At 62.9% G+C, this 22,294-nt stretch carries 24 protein-coding genes and 1 tRNA gene; 15 read left to right on the top strand and 10 right to left on the bottom strand.

The features are described from left to right. Window positions 1-155 precede the first annotated feature (155 nt). Window positions 156-734 carry a GNAT family N-acetyltransferase gene (locus LB557_RS27885; RefSeq protein ID WP_015314935.1) on the top strand — a complete coding sequence of 193 codons (579 nt, stop codon included), beginning with the start codon at window positions 156-158 and terminating at the stop codon, window positions 732-734. Between the two features lie 74 nt (window positions 735-808). On the opposite strand, the gene LB557_RS27890 is transcribed toward LB557_RS27885, so the two are convergent. Continuing rightward, window positions 809-1,189 carry a DUF2794 domain-containing protein gene (locus LB557_RS27890; protein ID WP_023782086.1) on the bottom strand — a complete coding sequence of 127 codons (381 nt, stop codon included), beginning with the start codon at window positions 1,187-1,189 and terminating at the stop codon, window positions 809-811. Window positions 1,190-1,717: 528 nt separating this feature from the next. Here LB557_RS27890 and LB557_RS27895 point away from each other — a divergent pair. Genes LB557_RS27895 through LB557_RS27920 form a run of 6 tightly spaced genes read left to right on the top strand, consistent with a single transcriptional unit; the run spans window position 1,718 to window position 7,682 of the window. Continuing rightward, window positions 1,718-2,377, top strand: a complete 660-nt coding sequence (locus LB557_RS27895; RefSeq protein ID WP_224643992.1) for a helix-turn-helix domain-containing protein — start codon at window positions 1,718-1,720, stop codon at window positions 2,375-2,377. Window positions 2,378-2,412: 35 nt separating this feature from the next. Next, entirely contained in the window at window positions 2,413-3,483 is a 1,071-nt protein-coding gene (locus LB557_RS27900) for an extracellular solute-binding protein (protein WP_015314932.1), read from the top strand. A gap of 23 nt (window positions 3,484-3,506) precedes the next feature. Beyond that, on the top strand, window positions 3,507-4,370 hold the full coding sequence (locus LB557_RS27905; protein ID WP_140712187.1) for an ABC transporter permease: 864 nt from the start codon (window positions 3,507-3,509) through the stop codon (window positions 4,368-4,370). Beyond that, window positions 4,370-5,167 (top strand): ABC transporter permease, encoded by a 798-nt coding sequence (locus LB557_RS27910; protein WP_140712185.1) that lies wholly within the window; start codon window positions 4,370-4,372, stop codon window positions 5,165-5,167. The genes LB557_RS27905 and LB557_RS27910 overlap by 1 nt, the downstream gene beginning before the upstream one ends. After that, entirely contained in the window at window positions 5,164-6,276 is a 1,113-nt protein-coding gene (locus LB557_RS27915) for an ABC transporter ATP-binding protein (protein WP_015314929.1), read from the top strand. Before LB557_RS27910 ends, LB557_RS27915 begins: the two co-directional genes overlap by 4 nt. A gap of 20 nt (window positions 6,277-6,296) precedes the next feature. Continuing rightward, window positions 6,297-7,682 (top strand): NAD(P)/FAD-dependent oxidoreductase, encoded by a 1,386-nt coding sequence (locus LB557_RS27920; protein ID WP_224643991.1) that lies wholly within the window; start codon window positions 6,297-6,299, stop codon window positions 7,680-7,682. Window positions 7,683-7,740: 58 nt separating this feature from the next. Here LB557_RS27920 and LB557_RS27925 read toward each other — a convergent pair whose 3' ends face one another. Further along, complete coding sequence (locus LB557_RS27925) at window positions 7,741-8,550, bottom strand: DUF1223 domain-containing protein (protein ID WP_140822911.1); 810 nt, start codon at window positions 8,548-8,550, stop codon at window positions 7,741-7,743. 383 nt (window positions 8,551-8,933) lie between these two features. Continuing rightward, window positions 8,934-11,624: an aconitate hydratase AcnA gene (gene acnA, locus LB557_RS27930; protein ID WP_224643990.1), complete on the bottom strand. Its 2,691-nt coding sequence runs from the start codon at window positions 11,622-11,624 to the stop codon at window positions 8,934-8,936. Between the two features lie 285 nt (window positions 11,625-11,909). Here acnA and ccmA point away from each other — a divergent pair, with 285 nt between their 5' ends. From ccmA to LB557_RS27950, 4 genes are all read left to right on the top strand, one after another. Then, window positions 11,910-12,518, top strand: coding sequence for a heme ABC exporter ATP-binding protein CcmA (gene ccmA, locus LB557_RS27935; RefSeq protein ID WP_140660402.1), 609 nt, complete (start codon window positions 11,910-11,912; stop codon window positions 12,516-12,518). Window positions 12,519-12,567: 49 nt separating this feature from the next. Continuing rightward, on the top strand, window positions 12,568-13,233 hold the full coding sequence (gene ccmB, locus LB557_RS27940) for a heme exporter protein CcmB (RefSeq protein ID WP_140660401.1): 666 nt from the start codon (window positions 12,568-12,570) through the stop codon (window positions 13,231-13,233). Between the two features lie 130 nt (window positions 13,234-13,363). Beyond that, complete coding sequence (gene ccmD / locus LB557_RS27945) at window positions 13,364-13,531, top strand: heme exporter protein CcmD (protein ID WP_015314923.1); 168 nt, start codon at window positions 13,364-13,366, stop codon at window positions 13,529-13,531. Next, entirely contained in the window at window positions 13,528-14,103 is a 576-nt protein-coding gene (locus LB557_RS27950; protein WP_015314922.1) for a DsbE family thiol:disulfide interchange protein, read from the top strand. The genes ccmD and LB557_RS27950 overlap by 4 nt, the downstream gene beginning before the upstream one ends. A gap of 78 nt (window positions 14,104-14,181) precedes the next feature. Here the strand turns inward: LB557_RS27950 and LB557_RS27955 are convergent, their stop codons facing one another. From LB557_RS27955 to LB557_RS27970, 4 genes are all read right to left on the bottom strand, one after another. Then, a complete protein-coding gene (locus LB557_RS27955) occupies window positions 14,182-14,421 on the bottom strand; it encodes a Trm112 family protein (RefSeq protein ID WP_015314921.1) in 240 nt (79 codons plus the stop codon). A gap of 103 nt (window positions 14,422-14,524) precedes the next feature. Next, a complete protein-coding gene (locus LB557_RS27960) occupies window positions 14,525-15,196 on the bottom strand; it encodes an LON peptidase substrate-binding domain-containing protein (RefSeq protein ID WP_015314920.1) in 672 nt (223 codons plus the stop codon). Window positions 15,197-15,302: 106 nt separating this feature from the next. Then, window positions 15,303-16,325, bottom strand: a complete 1,023-nt coding sequence (gene trxA, locus LB557_RS27965) for a thioredoxin (protein ID WP_140793251.1) — start codon at window positions 16,323-16,325, stop codon at window positions 15,303-15,305. A gap of 84 nt (window positions 16,326-16,409) precedes the next feature. After that, window positions 16,410-16,907: a prolyl-tRNA synthetase associated domain-containing protein gene (locus tag LB557_RS27970; RefSeq protein ID WP_140660399.1), complete on the bottom strand. Its 498-nt coding sequence runs from the start codon at window positions 16,905-16,907 to the stop codon at window positions 16,410-16,412. Window positions 16,908-17,118: 211 nt separating this feature from the next. On the opposite strand from LB557_RS27970, the gene LB557_RS27975 reads away from it, so the two are divergent. From LB557_RS27975 to LB557_RS27985, 3 genes are all read left to right on the top strand, one after another. Continuing rightward, window positions 17,119-17,193, top strand: a tRNA-Gly gene (locus LB557_RS27975). Window positions 17,194-17,545: 352 nt separating this feature from the next. Continuing rightward, complete coding sequence (locus LB557_RS27980; RefSeq protein WP_224643989.1) at window positions 17,546-18,820, top strand: ImmA/IrrE family metallo-endopeptidase; 1,275 nt, start codon at window positions 17,546-17,548, stop codon at window positions 18,818-18,820. A 4-nt stretch (window positions 18,821-18,824) separates the two neighbouring features. Then, a complete protein-coding gene (locus LB557_RS27985) occupies window positions 18,825-19,937 on the top strand; it encodes a beta family protein (RefSeq protein WP_224643988.1) in 1,113 nt (370 codons plus the stop codon). Window positions 19,938-20,020: 83 nt separating this feature from the next. Here LB557_RS27985 and LB557_RS27990 read toward each other — a convergent pair whose 3' ends face one another. Then, window positions 20,021-20,227, bottom strand: a complete 207-nt coding sequence (locus LB557_RS27990) for a helix-turn-helix domain-containing protein (RefSeq protein ID WP_224643987.1) — start codon at window positions 20,225-20,227, stop codon at window positions 20,021-20,023. Between the two features lie 137 nt (window positions 20,228-20,364). On the opposite strand from LB557_RS27990, the gene LB557_RS27995 reads away from it, so the two are divergent. Beyond that, a complete protein-coding gene (locus LB557_RS27995; RefSeq protein ID WP_224643986.1) occupies window positions 20,365-21,117 on the top strand; it encodes a hypothetical protein in 753 nt (250 codons plus the stop codon). Window positions 21,118-21,147: 30 nt separating this feature from the next. Here LB557_RS27995 and LB557_RS28000 read toward each other — a convergent pair whose 3' ends face one another. Then, on the bottom strand, window positions 21,148-21,348 hold the full coding sequence (locus LB557_RS28000) for a DUF2934 domain-containing protein (protein WP_140618224.1): 201 nt from the start codon (window positions 21,346-21,348) through the stop codon (window positions 21,148-21,150). 90 nt (window positions 21,349-21,438) lie between these two features. Further along, on the bottom strand, window positions 21,439-22,242 hold the full coding sequence (locus tag LB557_RS28005; RefSeq protein WP_015314848.1) for a SapC family protein: 804 nt from the start codon (window positions 22,240-22,242) through the stop codon (window positions 21,439-21,441). Between the last annotated feature and the right edge of the window lie 52 nt (window positions 22,243-22,294).

The following is a 22,294-nucleotide window of genomic DNA, read 5'->3' on the forward strand; positions in this document are numbered from 1 at the left end:
CGACACCGAAATAACCAGCCCATTCAAACCATAAAAACAAAACCCGCCAAAATTGACGGGGTTTGTCAGCAGTCTGAGGGCGGCCCAACGGCCGCCCTTTTCTTTTAAGCGGGCCTCTGCTGTTATCGAAAGCACCAAAGAGGCTTGCATAAAGAATGAGCAATATCGCGATCAGGCCGGCGACCCCGGCCGACCTCGACGCCATAACCGAAATCTACGCCGACGCGGTTGCCAACGGCACGGCGAGCTACGAACTGGAGCCGCCTAGCCGCACCGAGATGGGGACGCGATTCGCCGCACTCGCGGCCGGCGGCTTTCCCTATCTGGTGGCGGAAAAGGCAGGCGCCGTGCTTGGCTATGCCTATGCCGGCGCCTTCCGGCCGCGCCCGGCCTATCGCTTCATCGTCGAGGATTCGGTCTATGTCGCGCCTGACGCCAAGGGCCAGGGTGTCGGCCTGAAGCTGATGCAAAGCCTGGTCGCGGCGGTCGAGGCGGCGGGCTTTCGCCAGATCGTCGCGGTGATCGGCGATGGCCGCGCCGACAGCGCCTCGGTCAGGTTGCACGAGAAGCTCGGCTTCCGTCATTCCGGCCGCCTCGAAGGCTCCGGCTACAAGCACGGGCGCTGGTTGGACACGGTATTCATGCAGCTGTCGCTCAACGGCGGGGCATCGCTGCCACCTGATCCGGATTCGCTGCCGGAGCGGAAGTTCCGGCAGGGGGAACTGAAGAATTGAGGAATTTGACACTCGGCGCCTGACGTAAGCCCCCCTTGTCCTTCGTTCCTCAATTCTTCAATTCGCATTTACCCCTATACCAGCTTCAGCTTGCTGTCGAAGACCCCGAGCACGCGGCCAAGCTCCTGGCCGCGTTTGAGGATGCGCCCGCCCGCCGCGATGACGGCGAAGGCGCCTTGCTTGCGCGCCAGTTTGGGATCCTTGACGATCTGGAACAGCGGCACTTCGCTGGCGCGTCGGAAGACGGAAAAGACAGCGCGGTCGGTGAGGTGATCGATGGCGTAGTCGCGCCATTCATTGGCCGCGACCATGCGTCCGTAAAGCCTGAGGATCTGGTCCAGTTCGCGCCGGTCGAAGCGGACCGGCTGGTCGAGGCGTGCGCTGCGCGCCTCGTGCAGCGGGATCAATATTGCGGATGCGTCTCCATCCCCCATCCCGCCGCCGTCATCGGTCATGCCTGCCTCGATCCTTCAAAATGAATCTTTGCCAACCAAAGTTGGCCCCTTCGCATCGCAATTGCAAGAGCTGAGAAGCGAAGGCAGCGGCGCGCCGTTTCCGTTGCGTCCAGTCACGTTTGTGAAACGCGTGTTGGAATTGGTGATGCTTCGCCACATTTCCGCCTTTTTTTATCCGCGCTCCTGCCCCAATGTCCGACGAATTTACCGGCGTTGCCTGAGACGGTTCGGTCCGGCACCGGCTCGTAAACCCCAAGCCCCCCGCCCACGGGTCTGCGTCGGATCGAACCAACCTCGGCCTTTTCCTCGGAAAAGCCAGGTGCGACGATCCCAAAACCTAAATGACCGACGTCAGAAGCAAGCTGACGTCGGTTTTTTCGTTTTTGGGCCTTGCACCCGGGACTGCGCGCCGACGGCATCGGCGTAGGGCCGAAAGCGGCCAATCCCGCGTGGCCATTCAATTCTGCCGACCGTGCTTGCCATTTTCCGTTCCACTTAATAGGGTGTTAAGTGAGAACGGAGACGACAATGCCACACGCATCGGGCTCCCCAGTAAAACAGTTGAATGGCGGCGCGGACGTGCCGGAGGCCGGCGGCGTCGGCCCTCGTATCAAGGCATTGCGCATGGCGCGGCGCGTCTCGCTGCGCCAGCTTGCCGACATGACGGGCACCACGGCGAGCTTCATCAGCCAGCTCGAGCGCAATCTGTGCGGCGCCAACACCGGCACGCTGCTCAAGATCGCCGCCGCTCTCGACCTCGGCATCAACGATCTGTTCGAGGACAATGCGCGTCCCCTGCACAAGGTGCTGAGGCGCGAGGAGCGGCCGGTCGTTCCGGTTGGCCTCCAAGGCCGCAAGATGCTCCTGTCGCGGCGGCCGATCCATCAATTCGAAGTCTATGCCGGCCATTTCGAGGTTGGCGGCTCGACCGGCGACGAGACCTATGTGCATGGCGGCGAGCACGAAATGTTCATGGTGCTCAAAGGCACCGTCGAACTGACGCTTGCCGACGAGCGCCATCTGATGCGCGAGGGCGACAGCGTCGAATACGCAACCTCGGTGCCGCACCGGACCGTCAATGTCGGCGACACGCCGGCCGAGGTGCTCTGGATCATTGCGCCGCCGACCGCCGGCGCGCTCGAACTCGATCGATACAGGCCCGGAAACCGCTCGCATCCGGGTGAATGAAAACAATGCGAGTTCTGCAAATGGGAGAGATGATCATGAAACTGAAATTTGGACATGCGGCGGCCGTCGCCGTGCTTATGGCGGCCACCGCCGCGCTCGCGCAATCCAAGCCGGTGGCGGGAGAGGTCGCCGAAGGCTCGCTGAAGGGCAAGACGCTGACCCTCGTTTCCTATGGCGGCATCTATCAGGACGGCCAGGCGGCGGCACTCAAGGAGTTCGTCGACAAGTCCGGCGTCAAGCTGCTCAATGACGGCCCGACGGAGATCGCCAAACTGCAGGCGCAGGTCGAGTCCGGCAATGTGACCTGGGACGTCGTCGATACCGACGACCTGCCGCCCTATGTCTATTGCGGCAAGCTGTTCCAGAAGCTCGATCTGACGAAGCTCGACGTCTCGAAAATCCCGGAAGGCCAGGTCGGCGAATGCTCGGTGCCGGCGATGAACTACGGTGTTGTGCTGATGTACAACAAGGAAAAGTACGGGGACAATCCGCCCAAGAGCTGGGCCGACTTCTTCGATACCCAAAAATTCCCCGGCGTGCGTGGCATCGACGGCTCCGGCAGCCCGACCGGTGGCCTGCTGGAACAGGCTTTCAAGGTTGCCGGCGGCGATCCGAAGGCGATGACGGTGGCCGATATCGACAAGGCCATCGATGTGGTCCGCAAGCTCGGCCCCGACACGATCTTCTGGAAGACGGGTGCCGAATCGCAGCAGCTCGCCGAATCCGGCGAGGCCGACATGCTGATGATGTGGACGGGCCGCGCCATGACGGCGGTCAAGAACGGTGCCAAGTACGCGCCCGCCTGGCAGGATTGGCTGGTGGTGATGGACCAGATGACGATTCCGGTCGGCGTCAAGGATACGGATGCGTCCTACGCGCTGCTCAATGCCTATCTCGGCAAGCATGCCCAGGAGATATTGGCGGAGAAGACCTCCTACACGCCGATCAACAACGACGCGCAGCCCAAGGTCGACGCTTCTGTTGCCGCCTACCTGACCAATACGCCTGAACGCCAGAAGCAGGGCTACAAGCAGAACTTCAAGTTCTGGGTCCCGAACTTTGCGGTGGCGCAGGAGAAGTGGTCGGCGCTGATGGCCGGCAACTGACCGGCTGACGGGAAGCAAGGGCCGTGAGCGCGTCCGAGCCAACCATTCCGGCCGCCGAAAGGCGCAGGGCATGGCGGCCGTTCGCGCTCGCGTTGCCGGCCCTGGTCCTGCTTTTCGCGGTGATCGGCTATCCGCTGCTGACCATCGTGCTGCGCAGCCTGTCGGAACCGGAGTGGGGAGCGCAGAACTATGTCTGGTTCTTCAGTGCGCCGATCAACCTTGTCGTGCTCCAGCGGACCTTCGTCATTTCGGCGTGGGTCACGCTGGTGTGCGTGGTTTGCGCTTATCCCTACGCCTATCTGATGACCGCGGTCGGGCCGCGCGTTCGGCTGGTGCTGCTCTTGTGTGTGCTGATCCCGTTTTGGGTGAGCGGCGTGGTGCGCACCTTGTCCTGGGTGATCCTGCTCCAGGATTCAGGCGTCATCAACTCGGTCCTGCGGTCGCTCGGGCTTGGTGGCGTCAGGCTGATCCGCACCCAGACGGGCGTGGTCATCGGCATGGCGCAGGTGCTTTTGCCGTTCATGATCCTGCCGCTCTATTCGGTCATGAAAGGCATCGATCTCAGGCTGATGCGCGCGGCGCAAAGCCTTGGCGCGCGGCCGTCCCGCGCCTTCTTCACCATCTACCTGCCGCTGTCGCTGCCGGGCGTCTATGCCGGGGCGATCATCGTCTTCATCCTGGCGCTCGGCTTCTACATCACGCCGGCTTTGCTCGGCGGTCCGCGTTCGACCATGCTGTCCACCCTGGTGCAGACACAGGTGCTCAGCCTGCTGCAATGGGGCCGTGGCGGCGCCATGGGCGTGGTGCTGCTGGTCACGACCTTCGTGCTGCTGGCGCTCGCCGCGCCCGTCATGCGGTCCCGGTACCGGGAAGCGGAGCGGCGCTGATGGAGATGAAGCCGCTCACCCGCGTCATCCTCGGCCTTGTCTGCCTGCTGGTGGCCATATGGCTGGTGGCCCCGACGCTGGTCGTGGTGCCGATGTCGTTCAACGAGAACAAGTCGCTGGCGTTTCCGCCGCAGGGCTTTTCCTGGCAATGGTACCAGAATTTCGCCACCAGCCCGGACTGGTCGAGCAGCTTCCTCAATTCGCTGAAGGTCGCCTCGATCGTTGCCGTGCTGGCAACCGTGCTCGGCACGCTTGCCGCCTTCGGCCTCGACCGCATGAAGGCGCGGCCGGCAAACCTGCTGCGCATGCTGATGTTGACGCCGATGGTGGTGCCGGGCGTGGTGCTGGCCATCGGCATCTACGCGGTCTATCTCGATACGCGGCTTGTCGGCACGCTGCTCGGCTTCGTGCTCGCCCACACCATCCTTGCGCTGCCTTTCGTGCTGATTGCCGTCTCGGCCAATCTCGAAGTGTTCGACAGGCGGCTCGAGACAGCCGCGGCGAGCCTCGGCGCCAACGCGCTCACTACCTTCCGCACGGTGACGCTGCCGCTGATTGCACCCGGCGTGCTGTCGGGCCTGCTGTTCGCCTTCGCCACCTCCTTCGATGAGATCGTCGTGTCGCTGTTCATCACCAATCCCTACCTCAAGACATTGCCGGTGCAGATCTTCGCTTCCATCACGCGCGACGCCGACCCGACGGTCGCGGCCGTCGGCACGATCCTGTTGTTTGCCACCACGATCCTGATCGGCGGCGGCATGCTTCTTCTTGGCCGCGAGCGGAAAGGACGCCAATGACCTCGGGGCAAGAGAGCAGGGGCGCGGCGATCGATCTCAGGTCGATCAGCAAGGCCTATGGCAGCTTCAAGGCGCTGGACGGCGTGTCGCTGCACATCGAGGCCGGCGAGTTCATGACGCTGCTCGGACCAAGCGGCTCCGGCAAGACGACGACGCTCAACGTCGTCGCCGGCTTCACCGAGGCCAGTTCCGGCGCGCTGGAAGTGGGCGGCAAGAGCGTCGTCGGCGTGCCGGCGCACAAGCGCAACATCGGCGTCGTCTTCCAGCATTACGCGCTGTTTCCCCATATGACGGTGAGCCGCAACGTCGCCTATCCGCTCGCCTTGCGCGGCGTGGCGGGAGCCGAGCGCGAACGCCGGGTGCGCCAGGCGCTCGACATGGTCAAGATGGCGGATTTCGGCCATCGCTTCCCCAGCGAGCTTTCGGGCGGCCAGCAGCAGCGCGTGGCGCTGGCCCGCGCCATCGTCTTCGATCCGCCGCTGCTGTTGATGGACGAGCCGCTCGGCGCGCTCGACAAGAAACTGCGCGAATGGCTGCAGCTCGAGATCAAGCGCATCCACCGCGAACTCGGCACCACCTTCGTCTATGTGACGCACGACCAGGAAGAGGCGCTGGTGCTGTCGGATCGCATCGCCGTGTTCAACCGGGGCCGGATCGAACAGATCGGTACCGGGCGCGAGCTGTATGACGAGCCGGCGACGCTGTTCGTCGGCAAGTTCATCGGCGATTCCACCGTGCTGCGCGGGGCCGCCGCCACCTCTGGCCAGGAGACGGCGATCGAGATATCAGGCCAGATGGTGACGACGGCCAAGCGTCTCGCCAATGGCGGCACGCCGGTCATGCTGCTGCGCCCCGAAAAGCTGGCGCTCGCCCGCCCTGGTGTGGGCGGCGACGGCCGCAACCGGCTCACGGGCCGTATTGGCGAAGCCATCTATCTCGGCTCCGGCTCAAAATACGAGGTCGACCTGGCCGACGGCTCGAAAGCCATCGTGCGCTCGACGCTGGAAGCAGACAGTTTCGCCATCGGGGACGAGGTCGAGGTGCTGTTCGCCGGCGCCGACGTGAAGCTGCTCGCCGACGACGACAAGGCTGACCTGACGCTCACCTGATTTCGGAACGGATTTCAAAAATGCAAGCCAAGCACAATGGCGACGTGTCGTTCTGGTATGCCGATATCGGCGGCGTGCCGGCCTATCGGCCGTCCTTGCCCGGCGACATCGAGGCCGATGTGTGCATCGTCGGCGCCGGCTACACCGGCCTGTGGACCGCCTATTATTTGAAGAAGGCGCAACCTGCGCTGCGCATCGCCATGGTCGAGAAGGAGTTCGCGGGCTTCGGCGCGTCGGGCCGCAATGGCGGCTGGCTGTCGGGCGGCTTCAGCTGGTCGCGTGAGAAATACGCAAAGACCTCCTCGCGCGGCGCGGTGATCGATATGCAGCGCGCCATGTTCGGCACGGTCGATGAGGTCATCGCGGTGACGGAAGCCGAAGGCATCGACGCCGATATCCGCCGCGTCGACAACATCACAGTCGCCACCAACGCGGCACAATTGCAGCGTGCTAGGGCCGAATACGAGGAGCTGCTGCGCTGGGAGATGCCGCCGGAGCGGCTCGCCTTCCTCGACGCGCGGGAGGCGCGCCAGCGCATCGCCATCGACAAGGTGCTGGGCGCCTTCGTCGTGCGCAACGTCGCGCGTGTCCAGCCGGCCAAGCTGGTGCAAGGCCTGGCGGCGGCTGTCGAGCGGCTTGGCGTGCCGATCTACGAGCAGACGCAGGTGCTGGCGATCGAGAAGGGCAAGGTCACCACCAGCAGAGGCATCGTGCGGGCAGGGAAGATCGTCCGCGCCACCGAAGGCTTCACGGCTGGCATTCCCGGCTACGAGCGTCTCTGGCTGCCGCTGAACAGCGCCATCGTGGTGACCGAGAAGCTGCCGCAAGAACTGTGGGACCAGATCGGCTGGAACGGTTACGAGGTGCTGGGCGATGCCGCTCACACCTATTGCTACGCGCAGCGCACGCGCGAGGGCCGCATCGCCATGGGCGGCCGTGGCGTGCCTTACCGCTTCGGTTCGCGCACCGATGTGCGCGGCCGGACCCAGCAGGCGACCATCGACCAGTTGCATGAGGTGCTGACCAGGCTGTTGCCGCAGACCAAGGGCGTGCGTCTCGACCATGCCTGGTGCGGGACGCTTGGCGTACCGCGCGACTGGTGCACTACTTCAGGCTTCGACCGGGAAAGCGGCATCGGCTGGGCCGGCGGCTATGTCGGGCTCGGGGTTTCCAGTTCCAACCTGTCAGGCCGCACCTTGCGCGATCTCGTGCTCGGCCACGACACCGAGCTGACCCGGCTGCCCTGGGTCAACCGCACGGTCAAGAAATGGGAACCGGAACCACTGCGCTGGCTCGGCGTGCACACAATGTACCAGCTCTATCGCATCGCCGACCGGCGTGAAGCAAACGGCCTGGACCGGACCTCGCGCCTTGCGGCCTTCGCCGATCGCCTGACCGGACACTGAAAGCATTCGAGCGGGATATGTAGCGGTTTCCGTCTGGAATTGCGCCGAACCCGTGACCTTACAGCTTACGATCGAGGGAGGCCTCGGATCCCGGTTTGTGGATGAAAGCCGCACCCAGGATGGGGCCTGGCAGGCCATCCTTGCCGACCGACTGCAAAAGCACGGCGCAGCCGCCTTTCTTGGTGATCTCGCTCAGCGGAAATTCGTAGCGCTGCGCCTTGCCATGCCACATGCCGGCGGTCTGGATCCCGGTGACCGCGTTCCAATAGGTCATCTTGCGGCCGGAGTTCTCGCCCTGGCCGATCTTGACCGTCTGCGGCGCGTCGAAATAGACGATGACGACATGGGCGTCGTTCGGGCCGGTGCCGGCGTCACCCGCGTCGATGATCACACGGTCGCCGGTGCGGCTGACCTTGATGGGCACACGCATGCCTTCGCCGGCACGGGCCATGCGGGCAAGCGCGCCGTCGACCTCACCGCGATTGGCGCCGTTGACATGCATGCGGCCGTTCAGGACGGCCTGCGGCGTATAGACCGAACGGCTGCTGAAATAGCGCATATAGTCATATTGCCGCTCGGTGTTTTCCTTGTGGCTCAGCGTGTCCTTCCAGCCGAGATAGTCCCAGTAATCGACGTGATAAGCGAGCGCGACAAGGTCTTGCCTTGTGGCGAGTTCGGCGAAGAACGCGTCCGCCGGCGGGCAGGAACTGCAGCCCTGGCTGGTGAACAGTTCGACCACGCCGAGCGGCCTGTCGGATTTTTCGGCCTGGGCCCTTTCGGGCTCGCTGGCATGCCCAGCGCCGGCAAAAGCCGAGAAGGCCAGCGCGAAGGCTGCCAGCCACAATGATCGTCGCGAGGCCATGACCATTCCAATTCCCGCCGGTGATGCCGGCTTTGTTCTGCTTTGCCGAAATATGTGGCAGAACGGGAAGTCAACGGGAAGTCACGTTGCGGTGAAATTTTACCGCTGCAATCGTGAGGTAAGGCCGCAATAGGAGCAGCCGCTGCATTTCAAGGCGTGGTTCGATTGAGCGGCGGCATCATCGCCATGCGGCAGGTTCTCCTCACCGCCATCGATCTCTATTGCGAACGCACCGGCCCTGGACTTTGGTACGGGCCGTTCAATGCTTCGACGACCTTGCCTTCATCGCGGCAGGACTGTGCGGCATGCTGGTCTGCTGTGCCGCGGCAGGGGAGTAGCGAGTAGTGAGCAGGGGCGTCCCCTGCATCCCACTCGCTACTCACTGTTTTCTAGGCCGCCAGATCGCGCAGCACGTACTGCAAGATGCCGCCGTTCTTGAAGTAGTCGAGCTCATCCAGCGTATCGATGCGGCAGATGATCGGCACGTTCTTCACCGTGCCGTCGCCATAGGTGATCTTGGCGGTCATCGTCTGGCGCGGCTTGATGGCCCTCAATCCGTCGATCTCGACCAGCTCGTCGCCCTTGAGGTTGAGGGAAGCCCATGAGGTGCCTTCCTCGAAGACGAAGGGGATGACGCCCATGCCGACCAGGTTCGAACGATGGATGCGCTCGAAGGACTGGGCGATGACGGCGCGGACACCGAGCAGGTTGGTGCCCTTTGCCGCCCAGTCGCGCGACGAGCCGTTGCCGTATTCGACGCCGGCGAAGATGACCAGCGGCACGCCTTCCTTCTTGTACTGCATCGCCGCGTCGTAGATCGATTCCTCTTCCTTGCTGGGATAATGGATGGTGTAGCCGCCCTCGCGGCCGTTCTCGCCCAGCATGTGGTTGCGGATGCGGATGTTGGCGAAGGTGCCGCGCATCATCACCTCATGGTTGCCGCGCCGCGTGCCGTACTGGTTGAAGTCGGCGACGCCGACGCCATGGTCGGTGAGGTATTTGCCGGCCGGCGAGGCGGCCTTGATCGAACCCGCCGGCGAGATGTGGTCGGTGGTGATCTTGTCGCCGAACAGGCCGAGCACCCGGGCGCCCTTGATGTCGCCGATCTTGCCGAAACCCGTGGTCATGCCGGCGAAGTAGGGCGGGTTCTGCACATAGGTCGAATTGTTGTCCCAGGCATAGGTCTGGCCTTCCGGCGCCTTGACGTTCTGCCAGTACTCGTCGCCCTTGAAGACGTCGGCATATTTGCGGGCGAACAGCTCGCGGGTGACGTTCTTCTCGATGAACTCCTGGATCTCGGCCGAGCTCGGCCAGATATCCTTGAGATAGACCGGATTGCCGTTCCTGTCGTCGCCGAGCGGCTCCGTGGTCAGGTCCTTGGTCACGGTGCCGGCCAGCGCATGCGCCACGACCAGCGGCGGCGACGCCAGGTAGTTCGCCTGCACGTCGGGCGAGACGCGGCCTTCGAAGTTGCGGTTGCCGGAGAGCACCGCGGCGGCAATCAGGCCCTTGTCGTTGATGGTTTTTGAGATCGGCGCCGGCAACGGGCCGGAATTGCCGATGCAGGTGGTGCAGCCGAAGCCGACCAGGTTGAAGCCGATCTGGTCGAGCTCCTTCTGCAGGCCCGACTTTTCCAGATATTCCGCCACCACCTGGCTGCCGGGGGCCAGCGAGGTCTTTACCCACGGCTTCTGCTTCAGGCCAAGGCGGTTGGCGTTGCGGGCAAGCAAGCCCGCGCCGATCAGCACTGATGGGTTCGAGGTGTTGGTGCAGGAGGTGATGGCGGCGATGACGACGTCGCCATGGCCGAGGTCATGGTCGGTGCCTTCGACGGCATAACGTTTGGAGATTTCCGCCGCCTTCTTGTATTCGGCGTCCATCGCCTTGGCGAAGCCGGCGGGAATGCCTTCCAGCGCGACACGGCCCTCGGGGCGCTTGGGGCCGGCCATCGACGGCACGACACTGTCCAGCTCCAGTTCGAGCAGGTCGGTGAAGACCGGGTCGGCGGAGCCGGCCTCGCGCCACATGCCTTGCGCCTTGGAATAGGCCTCGACCAGGGCGATGCGGTCCTCGCTGCGGCCCGACATTGTGAGATAGCGGATGGTTTCGGAATCGACCGGGAAGAAACCGCAGGTGGCGCCGTATTCGGGCGCCATGTTGCCGATCGTGGCGCGGTCGGCCAGCGTCATGTTGGACAGGCCGGGGCCGAAGAACTCGACGAACTTGCCGACGACGCCCTTCTTGCGCAGCATCTGGGTGACGGTCAGCACGAGGTCGGTGGCGGTGACGCCCTCCTTGAGCTTGCCGGTGAGGCGGAAGCCGATGACTTCCGGCAGCAGCATGGAAACCGGCTGGCCGAGCATGGCCGCCTCGGCCTCGATGCCGCCGACGCCCCAGCCGAGCACGCCAAGGCCGTTGATCATGGTGGTGTGCGAATCTGTGCCTACGCAGGTGTCGGGATAGGCGGTGGTTTCGCCGTCCTCGGTGTTGGTCCACACCACCTGGCCGAGATATTCGAGATTGACCTGATGGCAGATGCCGGTGCCGGGCGGCACGACGCGGAAATTGCGGAACGCCTGCTGGCCCCATTTCAGGAACTTGTAGCGCTCTTCGTTGCGCTCATATTCGAGCTCGACATTGCGGGCGAAGGCCATCGGCGTGCCGAACTCGTCGACGATGACGGAATGGTCGATGACAAGGTCGACCGGCACCAGCGGGTTGATCTTCTGCGGATCGCCGCCGAGCGACGCCATGGCGTCGCGCATGGCGGCGAGGTCGACCACAGCCGGGACGCCGGTGAAATCCTGCATCAGCACGCGGGCCGGGCGATAGGCGATTTCGACGCCGGCGGTGCCCTTGTCGGTCAGCCAGCCGGCCACCGCCTGGATGCTCTCCTTGGTGACGGAGCGGCCGTCCTCGTTGCGCAGCAGGTTTTCCAGCAGCACCTTCATCGAATAGGGCAGCTGGGCAATGCCGGTGAGGCCGTTCTTCTCAGCCTCGACGAGGTCGAAATAGACATACTCGGCGTCGCCCGCTTTCAGCGTGCGGCGGCAATTGAAACTGTCGAGGGATTTTGACACGTGCGATCCGTCCTTGTCTGTTCAGCCTGAAAGGGAACGGACGCCGATGGCATGCAATCACGCGCAAAGGTGCGGGTACGGCCATTTCCGCTGTCCGTTCCCAAGCAACCCGAGCCGTTCAAGGCGGCGCGTGCGCTGGTTCGGCGCTAATTCTGTTCCCGCGCCGACCGCTGGCACGGATGCCCCGCATATAGAGAATTTTCTGGAATAGTTCTAGACAGTTGCTGAGCAAATTTGTGCGATGCGGCAGCGCTCGCGAAACATTGATTTCAGGGCAGGCGAGGGATGCGGCTTATCGCCGAAAATCTGGGCGGCGAACGCGGCGGCGAGCCGGTTTTCTCCGGCATCGGCTTTGTCCTCGATCAGGGCCAGGCCCTGGTCGTCACCGGGCCGAACGGCTCGGGCAAATCGACCTTGCTCAGGGTCGTGGCCGGGCTGCTGCCGAAAACCGAAGGCCGTCTGCTGCTCGAGGGCGGCGGCGACGAGTTCCCCTCGATCGGCTCGGCCTGCCACTATCTCGGCCACCAGAACGCGATGAAGACGGCGCTGAGCGTGACCGAGAATTTGCGCTTCTGGCGGGAGTTCCATGGCGAAGGCCGGCTCGATGTGGAGGAGGCGCTGGAAACGGTCGGGCTCGGCGGCATCGGCCATTTGCCGTTCGGCTATCTCTCCACCGGGCAAAGACGCCGCGCGGCGATCGCGAAACTCTTGGTCAGCCATCGGCCGCTGTGGCTGCTCGATGAGCCGACGGCAGGGCTGGACAAGGCTTCGGAAGCGCGGTTTGCAGGGCTGGTGCGCCGGCATTGCGAGGAAGGCGGGATGATCGTGGCGGCGACGCATCTGCCGCTGGGATTGGAAGGGGCGAAAGAGTTGGCAATGGGGGAGGCCTTTTGATGACTGCACCCTACGGCGCCCCCCTTCTTCAACAGGGGACCACATCGTAATGTGGTCCCTCTTCCTGCGCGACATCCGCCTCTCGATCCGCGCCGGCGGCGGCGCGCTGACGGGCGTCATCTTCTTCCTCGCCGTCATCGCCACCATCCCTTTCGGCGTTGGGCCGGACCTCAGGCTGTTGGCCCGCATCGGTCCGGCGATCCTGTGGATCGGCGCGCTGCTTGCCTGCCTGCTCGGCCTCGACCGGCTGTTCCAGGCCGATCGCGAGGACGGTTCGCTCGATCTTCTGGTGCTCGGCAACGACCGGCATATGCTGGCGCTGACGGTGCTGGTGAAGTGCGTCGCGCATTGGGCGGGCAGCGTCCTGCCGCTGGTGGTCGCGGCCCCCCTGCTCGGCCTGTTCATGAACATGGAACCGTTGGCCATAGGCGCCACGGCGCTGACGCTGCTGGTCGGCACGCCGGCAATCACCTTCATCGGTGCCGTGGGCGCCGCGGTGGCGGTGGCGCTGCCGCGTGGCGGCCTCTTGATCTCGGTGCTGGTGCTGCCGCTGACCATACCGGTGCTGATCTTCGGCGTTTCGGCGAGCTATGGCGCGACGGCCAATCCCGATCCATTCCTGCAGCCCTTCCTCATTCTTGCCGCGCTGACGCTGTTTCTTGGTGTGCTGGGGCCGACCGCAGCGGCGCTGGCGCTGCGCCACGGCACCGATTGAGGCGCCAGAGGTCTGAAGGCTGCGGCGTGGCGGCCGATTGCGAAGCCGCCGGCGCGCGGCTAAGGGAAGACATGATCGAACGAGGCGGAAAGACCCGGCTGGAACGAGACGCGGCGATGGAGCGGCGCGCATGAGCGCGCATGCGCTCTACGTCGCGGCGGCCTACACGATCACCGCCGTGGCACTGGCCGGGCTGATCGGCTGGATCCTCATCGACCAGCGGGCGCGCAAGCGCGAACTCGCCGAACTCGAGGCGGCCGGCGTGCGCCGCCGTTCCGACAAGGCAGCCAAGTCATGAGCACAGGGACGGAAACGCCGGCCCGTCGCCGCCTGTTCGTATTTTTGCCGCTGCTGGTCTTCCTCGGACTGGCCGGACTGTTCCTGTCGCAGCTCTTGTCGGGACGCGATGTCTCGGAAGTGCCGTCGGCGCTCATCGGCCTGCCGGCACCACAAACCAACTTGCCGCCCCTGGAGGGCAGCAATCTGCCCGGGCTCGATTCGAAAGCCTTCGCCGGCAAGGTCACGCTGGTCAACGTGTTTGCGTCCTGGTGCGCACCATGTCGGGAAGAGCACCCAGTGCTGCTGGCGCTGGCGCAGGACAAAAGGTTCGCGATGGCGGCGCTGAATTACAAGGACCGGCCGGAAAACGCCCGCCGCTTCCTCGGCGACCTTGGCAATCCGTTCCAGGCAATCGGCGTCGACGAAGCCGGCCGCACGGCGATCGACTGGGGTGTCTATGGCGTGCCGGAAACCTTCGTCATCGGCAAGGATGGCAAGATAGCCTACAAGCATGTCGGCCCGCTGACGCCAGAGTCCGCCAGGGAGCTTCTGCTGCCGCAGATCGACAAGGCACTGGCCAGGCCGAGCTGAGGCGACGTCGCGAAGACCTGATGTCCCTTGGTTTGTACACGTATATGGTTGAAGCGGAGCGGATGGCTCCGCGCCACCTCAATTCGGCCCACCTGGCCGTGGCGGCGACAGCACATCCTCGGCCGAGAGCACCCGCGCTTCCGAGGGCAGCATGATCGGGATGCCGTCGCGCACCGGATAAGCGAGCTTGGCGACCCGCGAAACCAGCTCGCCGCGCTCGGGGTCCCAGGCCAGCGGCCCCTTGGTCAGCGGGCAGGCCAGGAGTTCGAGCAGCTTCGGGTCAACATTGGCCTTCTTTCCGTCGCGCCCATCCGTCATTGGGTCCTCTTCCGGTTTCACGCCCTGGATGTCAGCCAGCATGTCAGGATCTGTCGAGATCGGTCAGGCCGTCATTGCAGGCCGGCTGGATATCGTCGCATTCCTACTGCAGGCTCGAGCCAAAATCCTCATTCTCGCGCGCCAGCGTCATCTCGGTGATGGCAATCAGCGTTTCGGCCCTGGTTTTCAGGTCCGCGGCCTCGAGCAATGCCTGCTTCTCGGCCGGTCCATAGGGCGCCATCATCGACAGCGCGTTGACCAGCATGGCGTTTTCGGCGCGGCTGACGCTTTCCCAGTCGGCTTCCAGGTCATTGGCCTGCAGATAGGCGCGAAAGGCTCTGAGCAGCGCCGGCCGGTCGATTTCATCAGCCGCCTGCTCCTCGTCCAGATCGGCGAGGAAGGGCGCCGGCTTCGCCTGGCGGAACGGCGTCTTGACCGTCAGCTCGTGGGCGACGCGGAACCGGCACACGCCTTGCAGCGAGATCAGGTAGCGGCCGTCGCCGGTCTCGGAAAAGGCGATGATGCGACCGATGCAGCCGACGTTGCAAAGCTCCGGCTCGCCATCCTCGCGCAATGCGCCATTGAGGCCGGGCTGGATGACGCCGACGAGCCGCGAGCCGGCGACGGCCTCGTCCACCATCTGCAGGTAGCGCGGCTCGAAGATGTTGAGCGGCATGCGGCCGCCCGGCAGCAGCAGCGCGCCTTCGAGCGGAAAGAGCGGGATCGTCGATGGCAGATCCTTGGCGAGCCGGTAATGCGCGTTTCCCGCTTGCACCTCGTTCCTCCGATCGCTTCCCTTGCGAAGCGTCAATCCTGCCCTGTCCTATCTGGCGCACAGGCCTGGCGCCACAAGCCCTTGCGACAAAACAACCGTAACCGGCTCAGGAAAACAGCAATGCCGACAATTTGCGGCGCGCGGCAAGCGTCGCCTCGTCGGTCATGCCCCAGGCCTCGAACAGCTGCAGCAACTGCGTCCTGGCGCCATCCTCGTTCCAGCTCCGGTCGGCCTTGATGATGGCCAGCAGATTGTCGGCGGCCGCCGTGCGATCGCCCATGGCGTTCTGGATCATCGCCAGGTCGAAACGGGCCTGATGGTCCTTGGGGTTTTCCGCAAGCCGCCGCTCGAACTCGGCCGGATTGCCCAGCGCCGCCGCCTGCGCGGCCAGCGCGATCTTGGCGCGCAGGGCAGCCAGCGGCGGTGCGTCCTTCTTGGCCTCCGGCGCCGTTGCCAGGAGCGCCTCGGCACCCTCGGTATCGCCGGCCTCGAACAGCAGGTCGCCCAGCCCGCCAATCGCCTCGACCGTTTCCGGCGCCTGCGCCAGGATGCTATCGTAGATGTCGGCCGCGGTCTGCATGTCGCCGGCGTCGCGCGCCTCCGCCGCCGCGGCCAGGGCCTCGGCCACCGGCGGCGCGCCATTGCCCTTGCCGCCGACCTTGGTGATGAATTCGTTGATCTGGCTCTCGGGAACGGCGCCCATGAAGCCGTCGACCGGCTGGCCGTCCTTGAAGGCGATGACCGCCGGTATCGACTGGATGCCGAGCTGGCCGGCGATCGAGGGATGGTCGTCGATGTTCATCTTGACCAGCTTGACCTTGCCACCGGCGGCCTTGACCGCCTTTTCCAGCTGCGGAGTGAGCTGCTTGCAAGGTCCGCACCACGGCGCCCAGAAGTCGACCAGCACCGGCTGGCGGCGCGATTCCTGGATGACGTCGGCGGCAAAGGCCGCGGTCGTCGTGTCCTTGATGACATCGCCGGTGGTGGGGCCGGCGGTGGGGCCGGCAGCTGGGGGCGCGGACGTCTCGCCGAATCCGGCTTTGGGCTCGGTTCCGCCATACTGCACCGTGGTGGCATACTGGCCGCCCTTGTTTCCGAATGATCCGCCAAACGGATTGTTGTCGCTCATCTCGTCACCCTTTCGGTCGCGCGGCCGGCCCGTGGCCCGGCGCCCTGTCTCAATTGGAAATCGGCTTTGCCACCCATGTGGCGATCATGCCGAGACTTTCAAGATAGCAGCATCATGCCCGGTTGCCTCGACGAATCTGATGAGATCGGCGGCCGCGATCGATGTCGTCGCCTCGTTGGTCAGGGGATGCGCATTGATGACGGAATGGTCCATCAGATCCTTGTCGAGCACCAGTTTGACCCGGTTTTCACTGTCGTTGACGATGCCGAACACCGTGACCGCCCCCGGCGTGACCCCCAGAAGCTCCATCAGCATTTCCGGCTTGCCGAACGAAACCCGGCTGGCGGCGCCGATCAGCTGATGTATCTGCTTGAGATCGACGACCGCATCCTCGCCGACGGTGACCAGGAAGAAATTGTCCTTCTTGTCCTTCAGGAACAGGTTCTTGGTGTGCCCGCCGGCGATTTCGCCGCGCAGCGCCTGCGAATCGGCAACCGTATAGAGCGGGGGGTGGCGTATCGTCGAAACCGCGATGCCGAGTTCGGCAAGAAAGGCCATCAGGTCAGCTTCGGTCTTCGGCATGGGTCTCTTCTTCGTTGGTTTCTCGGCCTTGCCGTTTACGGCCAATGAGGCGGCCGACACAAGACCGCCGCGCCAGCGGCGATGAAATCGGCGCGTCGCGGGCGGTTTGCCGGCATCGCTCGGAAGGTTGCAAAAAGCCTGCTATTTCCCTGTTGCAATCGCCGCGGTCTTCAGCCATATAGGCCCGGCTTGCGGCCAAGACGCCGTGTGAGCGGGTGTAGCTCAGGGGTAGAGCACAACCTTGCCAAGGTTGGGGTCGAGCGTTCGAATCGCTTCACCCGCTCCAGTTTTCCTTCAGGGGGATCAAGCATCGAAAAGCCGCGGTTTTCCGCGGCTTTTTCGCGTTTCGGACGGTTGAAATCCGGCGCCAACGATGCGCCTCAATAGATCTCGGTTACACTCGGGTTACCAATTCCACGGATGCGACGCAGCGTGAACTCGCGGCGTCGCCGAAGTGCATGACGCTCCAGACAGGAGCGGTCTGGAAATGAACCGAGATAAGTGTTGCTCGCCGGCAGCGGACCTGAGCCCCATGAAGCGGGCACGAAGCAGATTAGGCCGCAGCTTCTGAGCAATAGTTTCAATACGGCCTATACCACAACAATTATGTTGTGGTATGTAAGGCAATGGCCTTAGGCATGATTCTCAACGAGCGGGACCTACGAGAAGCGCGGAACAACGTCGCCGTGCTAGATGCCGCGTTGAGTTCTGAGCGTGCGCTCGAGCCGATGGTGAAGGGCCTGCCACCTGAGGTCGTTGTCCAAGTGGCGCGAGCCATGAAGGCCGAACGCACGGAACTGGTCGAGGTTATCGGGGCATATGAAAGTGCCAAGGATAGCGGCGATCATCGTCCACTTCAGAAACGGGCGGGCAGTGATCCCGGCTTGACAATGATTGTTGCACGCATCGCGAAAGGGATGTCGCAGCGAGACTTGGCTTGGCGACTTGGCGTCAAGGAACAACAGGTTCAGCGATATGAGGCCGACCGATACAGAACCATAAGCCTCAAGAACTATGAGCGAGTCGCCGCTCTTCTGGGTGTAAATCTCCGAGCAGAGATCTCCGAAATCAGAGAGCTTCGCGGGCTGGATCTAGTCATCGATGATGTCTCCAAGGAAGACATAAGGAAAATATTGAAGCACGGTCAGGAGAATGGTTGGTTTTCTGAGAGTGCGGACAAGGAAGAACTGCGCCGATTTATAGCGGAGAACAGGATCACATTCGGCAGCCCGTCACTCCTGCGTACAGGCCTAAACGTCAAGGACCACAGTGGGGACATCCTTCTCCATGCGTGGCGGGCTAGGGTCACAAACCGGGCGCTGGAAACCATTGATACGAGCAAACCACGGTTTATACCGCTTGACGTTACATGGCTTCCTGACCTCGCTCGCCAAAGTGTGTTTGCTGACGGGCCGAAACGTGCATGTGACATGCTTCGAGAGCACGGTATTGTTCTAGTGGCCGAGCGCCAGATTGCCGGCTTGGCTATAGACGGCGCGGCGTTCGTGGTCGATGGAATCCCGGTCATCGGCGTGACGCTGCGGCGAGACGCACTGGATAATTTCTGGTTCACGCTTTTGCATGAGATAGCCCATGCCATCTTGCACTATCGCACAGGTTTGGCCGTGGGTTTCTTTGATCAGACGGAAGCGGAATCGCTTGATGATCAGGAAACGGAAGCCGATGCGTTCGCGTCAAATATCCTCATTCCTGAGGAGAGGTGGCGTAGGTCTGCCGCTCGTATTGCCCAATCACCAGACGTAATTGAGCGATTTGCTGCAGAAATCGGTGTCCATCCTGCGATTGTGTTTGGACGAATCAGAAAAGAACGAAATGATTATTCGCTCTTCTCCCAGAAGATTGGATTGGGGCAGGTGCGTAACATACTGATTGCAGGAACCAAAGGAAGGTAATTAAATGCTTCCATACTACCCCGGCCTGCGTTTCAAGCAGGGTGAATACACCGCCGCAGGTAAGCTGCCTCATGATGCTCAGCTGTTCGTTGAGCCTCGCTTCGTCGTACCGTCTCTGACCGAGTTTGACCCTGCACTGGAACGAACACCCACGGTGGATGAAATTGCTCATGAAACCGGCAACCGAGTCGGAAAGCATTGGCCGTTCAAACGGGCATTCTTGGATACTCACTTCATCGCGCGGGACCTTGGCGACGTGGGCCTCCTGCGTCTCTTCCGTACGGTGTGGCGGTGGAACGCAGATATGGTGCCGGTGGCTAGATTGACGGACTTGGCTAACCCGCTGTTCCGGAACCTTTGGTGTGATGGTCCAACAAAACTTGCAGTGCTCGTCGGTTACGAAGAAGCGGACGGAAAGCTGATTACCGATGCGTTGAAGACCGTGGGTTTGGAACCATCAGACTGCGTTATTTTCGTTGATTTCACGGGTGCCCCCCTTGATCCGAAAATAGCAACCGGTTCGGTGAGTGGTGTACTTGATCGCGTTGGTGAGGTGGGTCTTTGGCAACGCGTTGTGTTTCAGGGCTCCAATTTCCCCAAGAAGAACCCAGCCGCACCAGGCAAGACGGAACTCATTCCACGTTACGAATGGGAAGTCTTCCATGCCTCGTTGAAGGAATGCAGCATACCGCCTGACCGGCTAGGCTACGGCGATTTCGGTGCTGACCATGGGAAGATGGCTTTTCCCCGTAAGAAAGGCGGCGGGCGGGCACACCGACAGCTCCGCTATACAACTCCTACCAATACGCTTGTGGTGCGCGGCGCTGACACGGGAAGAGATGCCGATGTGATGTCCGATGTCTGCAAGCGGATCGTAGAGAGCGAGCACTTTGCGGGGCAGGCATTTTCGGCGGCGGACGACCGGATCTATTGCCTCGCGAAAGGCATCATCCCAGCACCGGGTAGCGCTTCTAATTGGCGAGAATGGAACACGCTGCATCACATGATGCGGGTAATCCGTGACCTCGGTGAGCTAGCTGGTGTCGAATTCTCGCCGGGCCATGTGACGGCGGAACCCAGTCAGCATTCGCTGTTTGAGGACAACCTAGTCAACTAATATTGCCGGCTGAACAGTTTAGCCCGGCCAATGGTAACTAGGCTGTTGATACAGCCTCTTGAGCTCCATAGCCCAGCTAGAGACTAGATATCGTTGCATTCAGACGCCTTAATTATTGCGTGCGGATCAGCACCTATAGCTCTGCTGACGGCCACGAATTCCGCAACGTCGAGACGGCGTTCGCCTAGTTCAAACTTCGACACGAAGGTCTGTCGCTGTCCGAGTCGTTTCCCGAGTTCAACCTGCGTTATGCCCGCGTCCTTGCGAGCCTGCACAAGCAGCTCGATCATTCTCTGGTAGAGGTCTGAACGAGTGAGGACAATTGAAGCGCCAGTGCAGAGACCAGCACTTCAATAGAACCCTAATTTGGAGTACCTCAAATTAGGGTATTGTGACATGCTCGCCTGAATGGGATTCGGGGGCATGCGTGAAGCATCAATACGTCGGGGACGTCAGCGATTATCGGAAGTATTCACTGCTGCGGGCGCTGTCGTGGGGCGGCGCAAACGGCATCGGTGTATGCTGGATGCTGACGCCATCTGACGGGAGTTCAGACGGCGGTAAACTGGCCTATCTTCAACAGCCGGAGCGGTTTCGGCACTTCGACCCGGAATTGTTCGATATCTTGGCGCACGCCGCAGACGAGCCGGATCGCCGCCGGCTTCAAACCATCGAGGACAGCGGCGCCATTCCCGGCGCGGCCTACTTCAACGAACTGTTGCCGGATGGGCTTTCGGCTCGGGCTCCCTTCGTAGAACGCTGCCTGGTCGTGTTCCGGGACACCGATCTCGTCTTCTTCGATCCGGACAACGGTCTGGAGACATCGCTACCGAAGGGCCGCAAGAATTCGTCCAAATACATCTACCTGGATGAGGTAGCCGCCTTCTATGCATCGGGGAAATCTCTGCTGATTTACCAGCACTTTCCGAGGGTCGAGCGTCGCGCCTTCCTGGCTTCCTGTATCGAGCGTCTGCGAAGCGTCGCACCTGACGCCCTGCTCTGGACGTTCACCACTGCCCACGTGGCCTTTTTCCTTGTTGTCCATCCGGAGAGCCCTGCGAGGCTGGCCGTTGCCGCGACAGAGGCTTGCGGACGCTGGGGCGAGAACTTCATTGCCGGACGGTATGATGACCGGCCTCGCGGTGCAGTACTAATAAATTCACAGCGAAACCACGCCTGATTTTCGAATACTATGAAACGCAGCGGAGCGTCAGTGTTTGGTACCCGCGCTGTCGCCAGCGGCATCCGCGCCTGGTTGCTTTCGTCCGGCGGTCAGCCGACCGGACTCGAACTCCTCGACCGCCTTGTCCCAGCAGGCCTTCTCACGGTCGGGCATCAAGCCTTCCCGTTCCCAGAGTTCGCGGGCCCGCTTGCTGATATGCGCGACACGTTCTTCCTGGCTGATCACCATGGCCGTCTTCCTTCCCTGAGGAAGCAACCGGGCAACGCCTGAAATGTTCCAATTTGGATGTCGTCGCCCTCGGCAGGTCGGGCAATGCCGTCAGGCACTCTTCGCGGTCTCCGCCTTGCGAAGCGACGCCTGGTGCACCAGCGAGGTCCAGCTGTTGGTCGAGGCGAGGTGGCAATAGAGCAGGCCGAGCGCGCCGGACTTTCTGAGGTCGAGGAAGGCCTCGTCGCTCAATTTGTTGAAGGCCGCTTCGTCGATCACCTGGAAGTCGGTGAGGTTGAGCACTTCGCCGCCTTCCAGCGTCACCTTGCTCTGGCGCGGCGAAAACAGACCGTGCGCGTCGATCTTGTCGACCATCTCGCGGGTGGCCCTGAAATCGATCTGGAACTGGTTGCAGAAAGCGAGCGCCTGCCTGGTCGCCTCGGTCGGTTCGTTGCCGCCGAAGAACGGCAGCACCTTGTCGTCGCGGAAGGGCGCCATCAGCTGGTCGACGACACGGTCGCTCGCCCGGTCGACGCACAGCGTCAGCCGGCCGGCCGAGGTCGGATCCTCGGCCAGGATGAAAGGGTAGCGGCGGACATAGGCCGGGATGTAGTGCGGCGCGTTCCACTTGCCGTCGGCATCGACGAACAGGTTCTCGTCCTGGCGAACGCCGGTGATGATGACGGGCGCCTTGGCGGCGCCGATGAAGACGATCGGATAGGAGCGCATCGCCGCCGGCATCTCCGACGCCACCACCGGGATGGCGTGCGCCGAGCGCGCGAAGGAAAAGTCGCTGCGCGCGGTCAACCCCAGCGAGCCGTGCCGCGCCGGATTGAGCGCCTCCGGCCTGGAGTAGAAAAGCGGCAATGCTTCGCCCGCCGGTGCCGTTTCCGTTTTCACGCCGCTGTCAGCCATCGTTTCGTTCCTCTCCCGCACGCCGGTCGCGGCGGCTCGCCCATGGGTGACC

Origin of the sequence: Mesorhizobium sp. BR115XR7A, assembly GCF_020165315.1 — a bacterium.
Lineage (GTDB): Bacteria > Pseudomonadota > Alphaproteobacteria > Rhizobiales > Rhizobiaceae > Mesorhizobium > Mesorhizobium australicum.

Coding starts and splice junctions, on each gene's coding strand:
- LB557_RS27890 (WP_023782086.1), bottom strand. CDS start 1,189: ATGACCGATGACGGCGGCGGGATGGGGGATGGAGACGCATCCGCAATA.
- LB557_RS27990 (WP_224643987.1), bottom strand. CDS start 20,227: ATGATCGAGCTGCTTGTGCAGGCTCGCAAGGACGCGGGCATAACGCAG.
- ccmD (WP_015314923.1), top strand. CDS start 13,364: ATGAGCGCGCATGCGCTCTACGTCGCGGCGGCCTACACGATCACCGCC.
- LB557_RS27900 (WP_015314932.1), top strand. CDS start 2,413: ATGAAACTGAAATTTGGACATGCGGCGGCCGTCGCCGTGCTTATGGCG.
- LB557_RS28000 (WP_140618224.1), bottom strand. CDS start 21,348: ATGGTGATCAGCCAGGAAGAACGTGTCGCGCATATCAGCAAGCGGGCC.
- LB557_RS27915 (WP_015314929.1), top strand. CDS start 5,164: ATGACCTCGGGGCAAGAGAGCAGGGGCGCGGCGATCGATCTCAGGTCG.
- LB557_RS27895 (WP_224643992.1), top strand. CDS start 1,718: ATGCCACACGCATCGGGCTCCCCAGTAAAACAGTTGAATGGCGGCGCG.
- LB557_RS27885 (WP_015314935.1), top strand. CDS start 156: ATGAGCAATATCGCGATCAGGCCGGCGACCCCGGCCGACCTCGACGCC.
- ccmB (WP_140660401.1), top strand. CDS start 12,568: ATGTGGTCCCTCTTCCTGCGCGACATCCGCCTCTCGATCCGCGCCGGC.
- ccmA (WP_140660402.1), top strand. CDS start 11,910: ATGCGGCTTATCGCCGAAAATCTGGGCGGCGAACGCGGCGGCGAGCCG.
- LB557_RS28005 (WP_015314848.1), bottom strand. CDS start 22,242: ATGGCTGACAGCGGCGTGAAAACGGAAACGGCACCGGCGGGCGAAGCA.
- LB557_RS27950 (WP_015314922.1), top strand. CDS start 13,528: ATGAGCACAGGGACGGAAACGCCGGCCCGTCGCCGCCTGTTCGTATTT.
- LB557_RS27955 (WP_015314921.1), bottom strand. CDS start 14,421: ATGACGGATGGGCGCGACGGAAAGAAGGCCAATGTTGACCCGAAGCTG.
- LB557_RS27970 (WP_140660399.1), bottom strand. CDS start 16,907: ATGCCGAAGACCGAAGCTGACCTGATGGCCTTTCTTGCCGAACTCGGC.
- LB557_RS27920 (WP_224643991.1), top strand. CDS start 6,297: ATGCAAGCCAAGCACAATGGCGACGTGTCGTTCTGGTATGCCGATATC.
- LB557_RS27985 (WP_224643988.1), top strand. CDS start 18,825: ATGCTTCCATACTACCCCGGCCTGCGTTTCAAGCAGGGTGAATACACC.
- LB557_RS27925 (WP_140822911.1), bottom strand. CDS start 8,550: ATGGTCATGGCCTCGCGACGATCATTGTGGCTGGCAGCCTTCGCGCTG.
- trxA (WP_140793251.1), bottom strand. CDS start 16,325: ATGAGCGACAACAATCCGTTTGGCGGATCATTCGGAAACAAGGGCGGC.
- LB557_RS27910 (WP_140712185.1), top strand. CDS start 4,370: ATGGAGATGAAGCCGCTCACCCGCGTCATCCTCGGCCTTGTCTGCCTG.
- LB557_RS27980 (WP_224643989.1), top strand. CDS start 17,546: ATGATTCTCAACGAGCGGGACCTACGAGAAGCGCGGAACAACGTCGCC.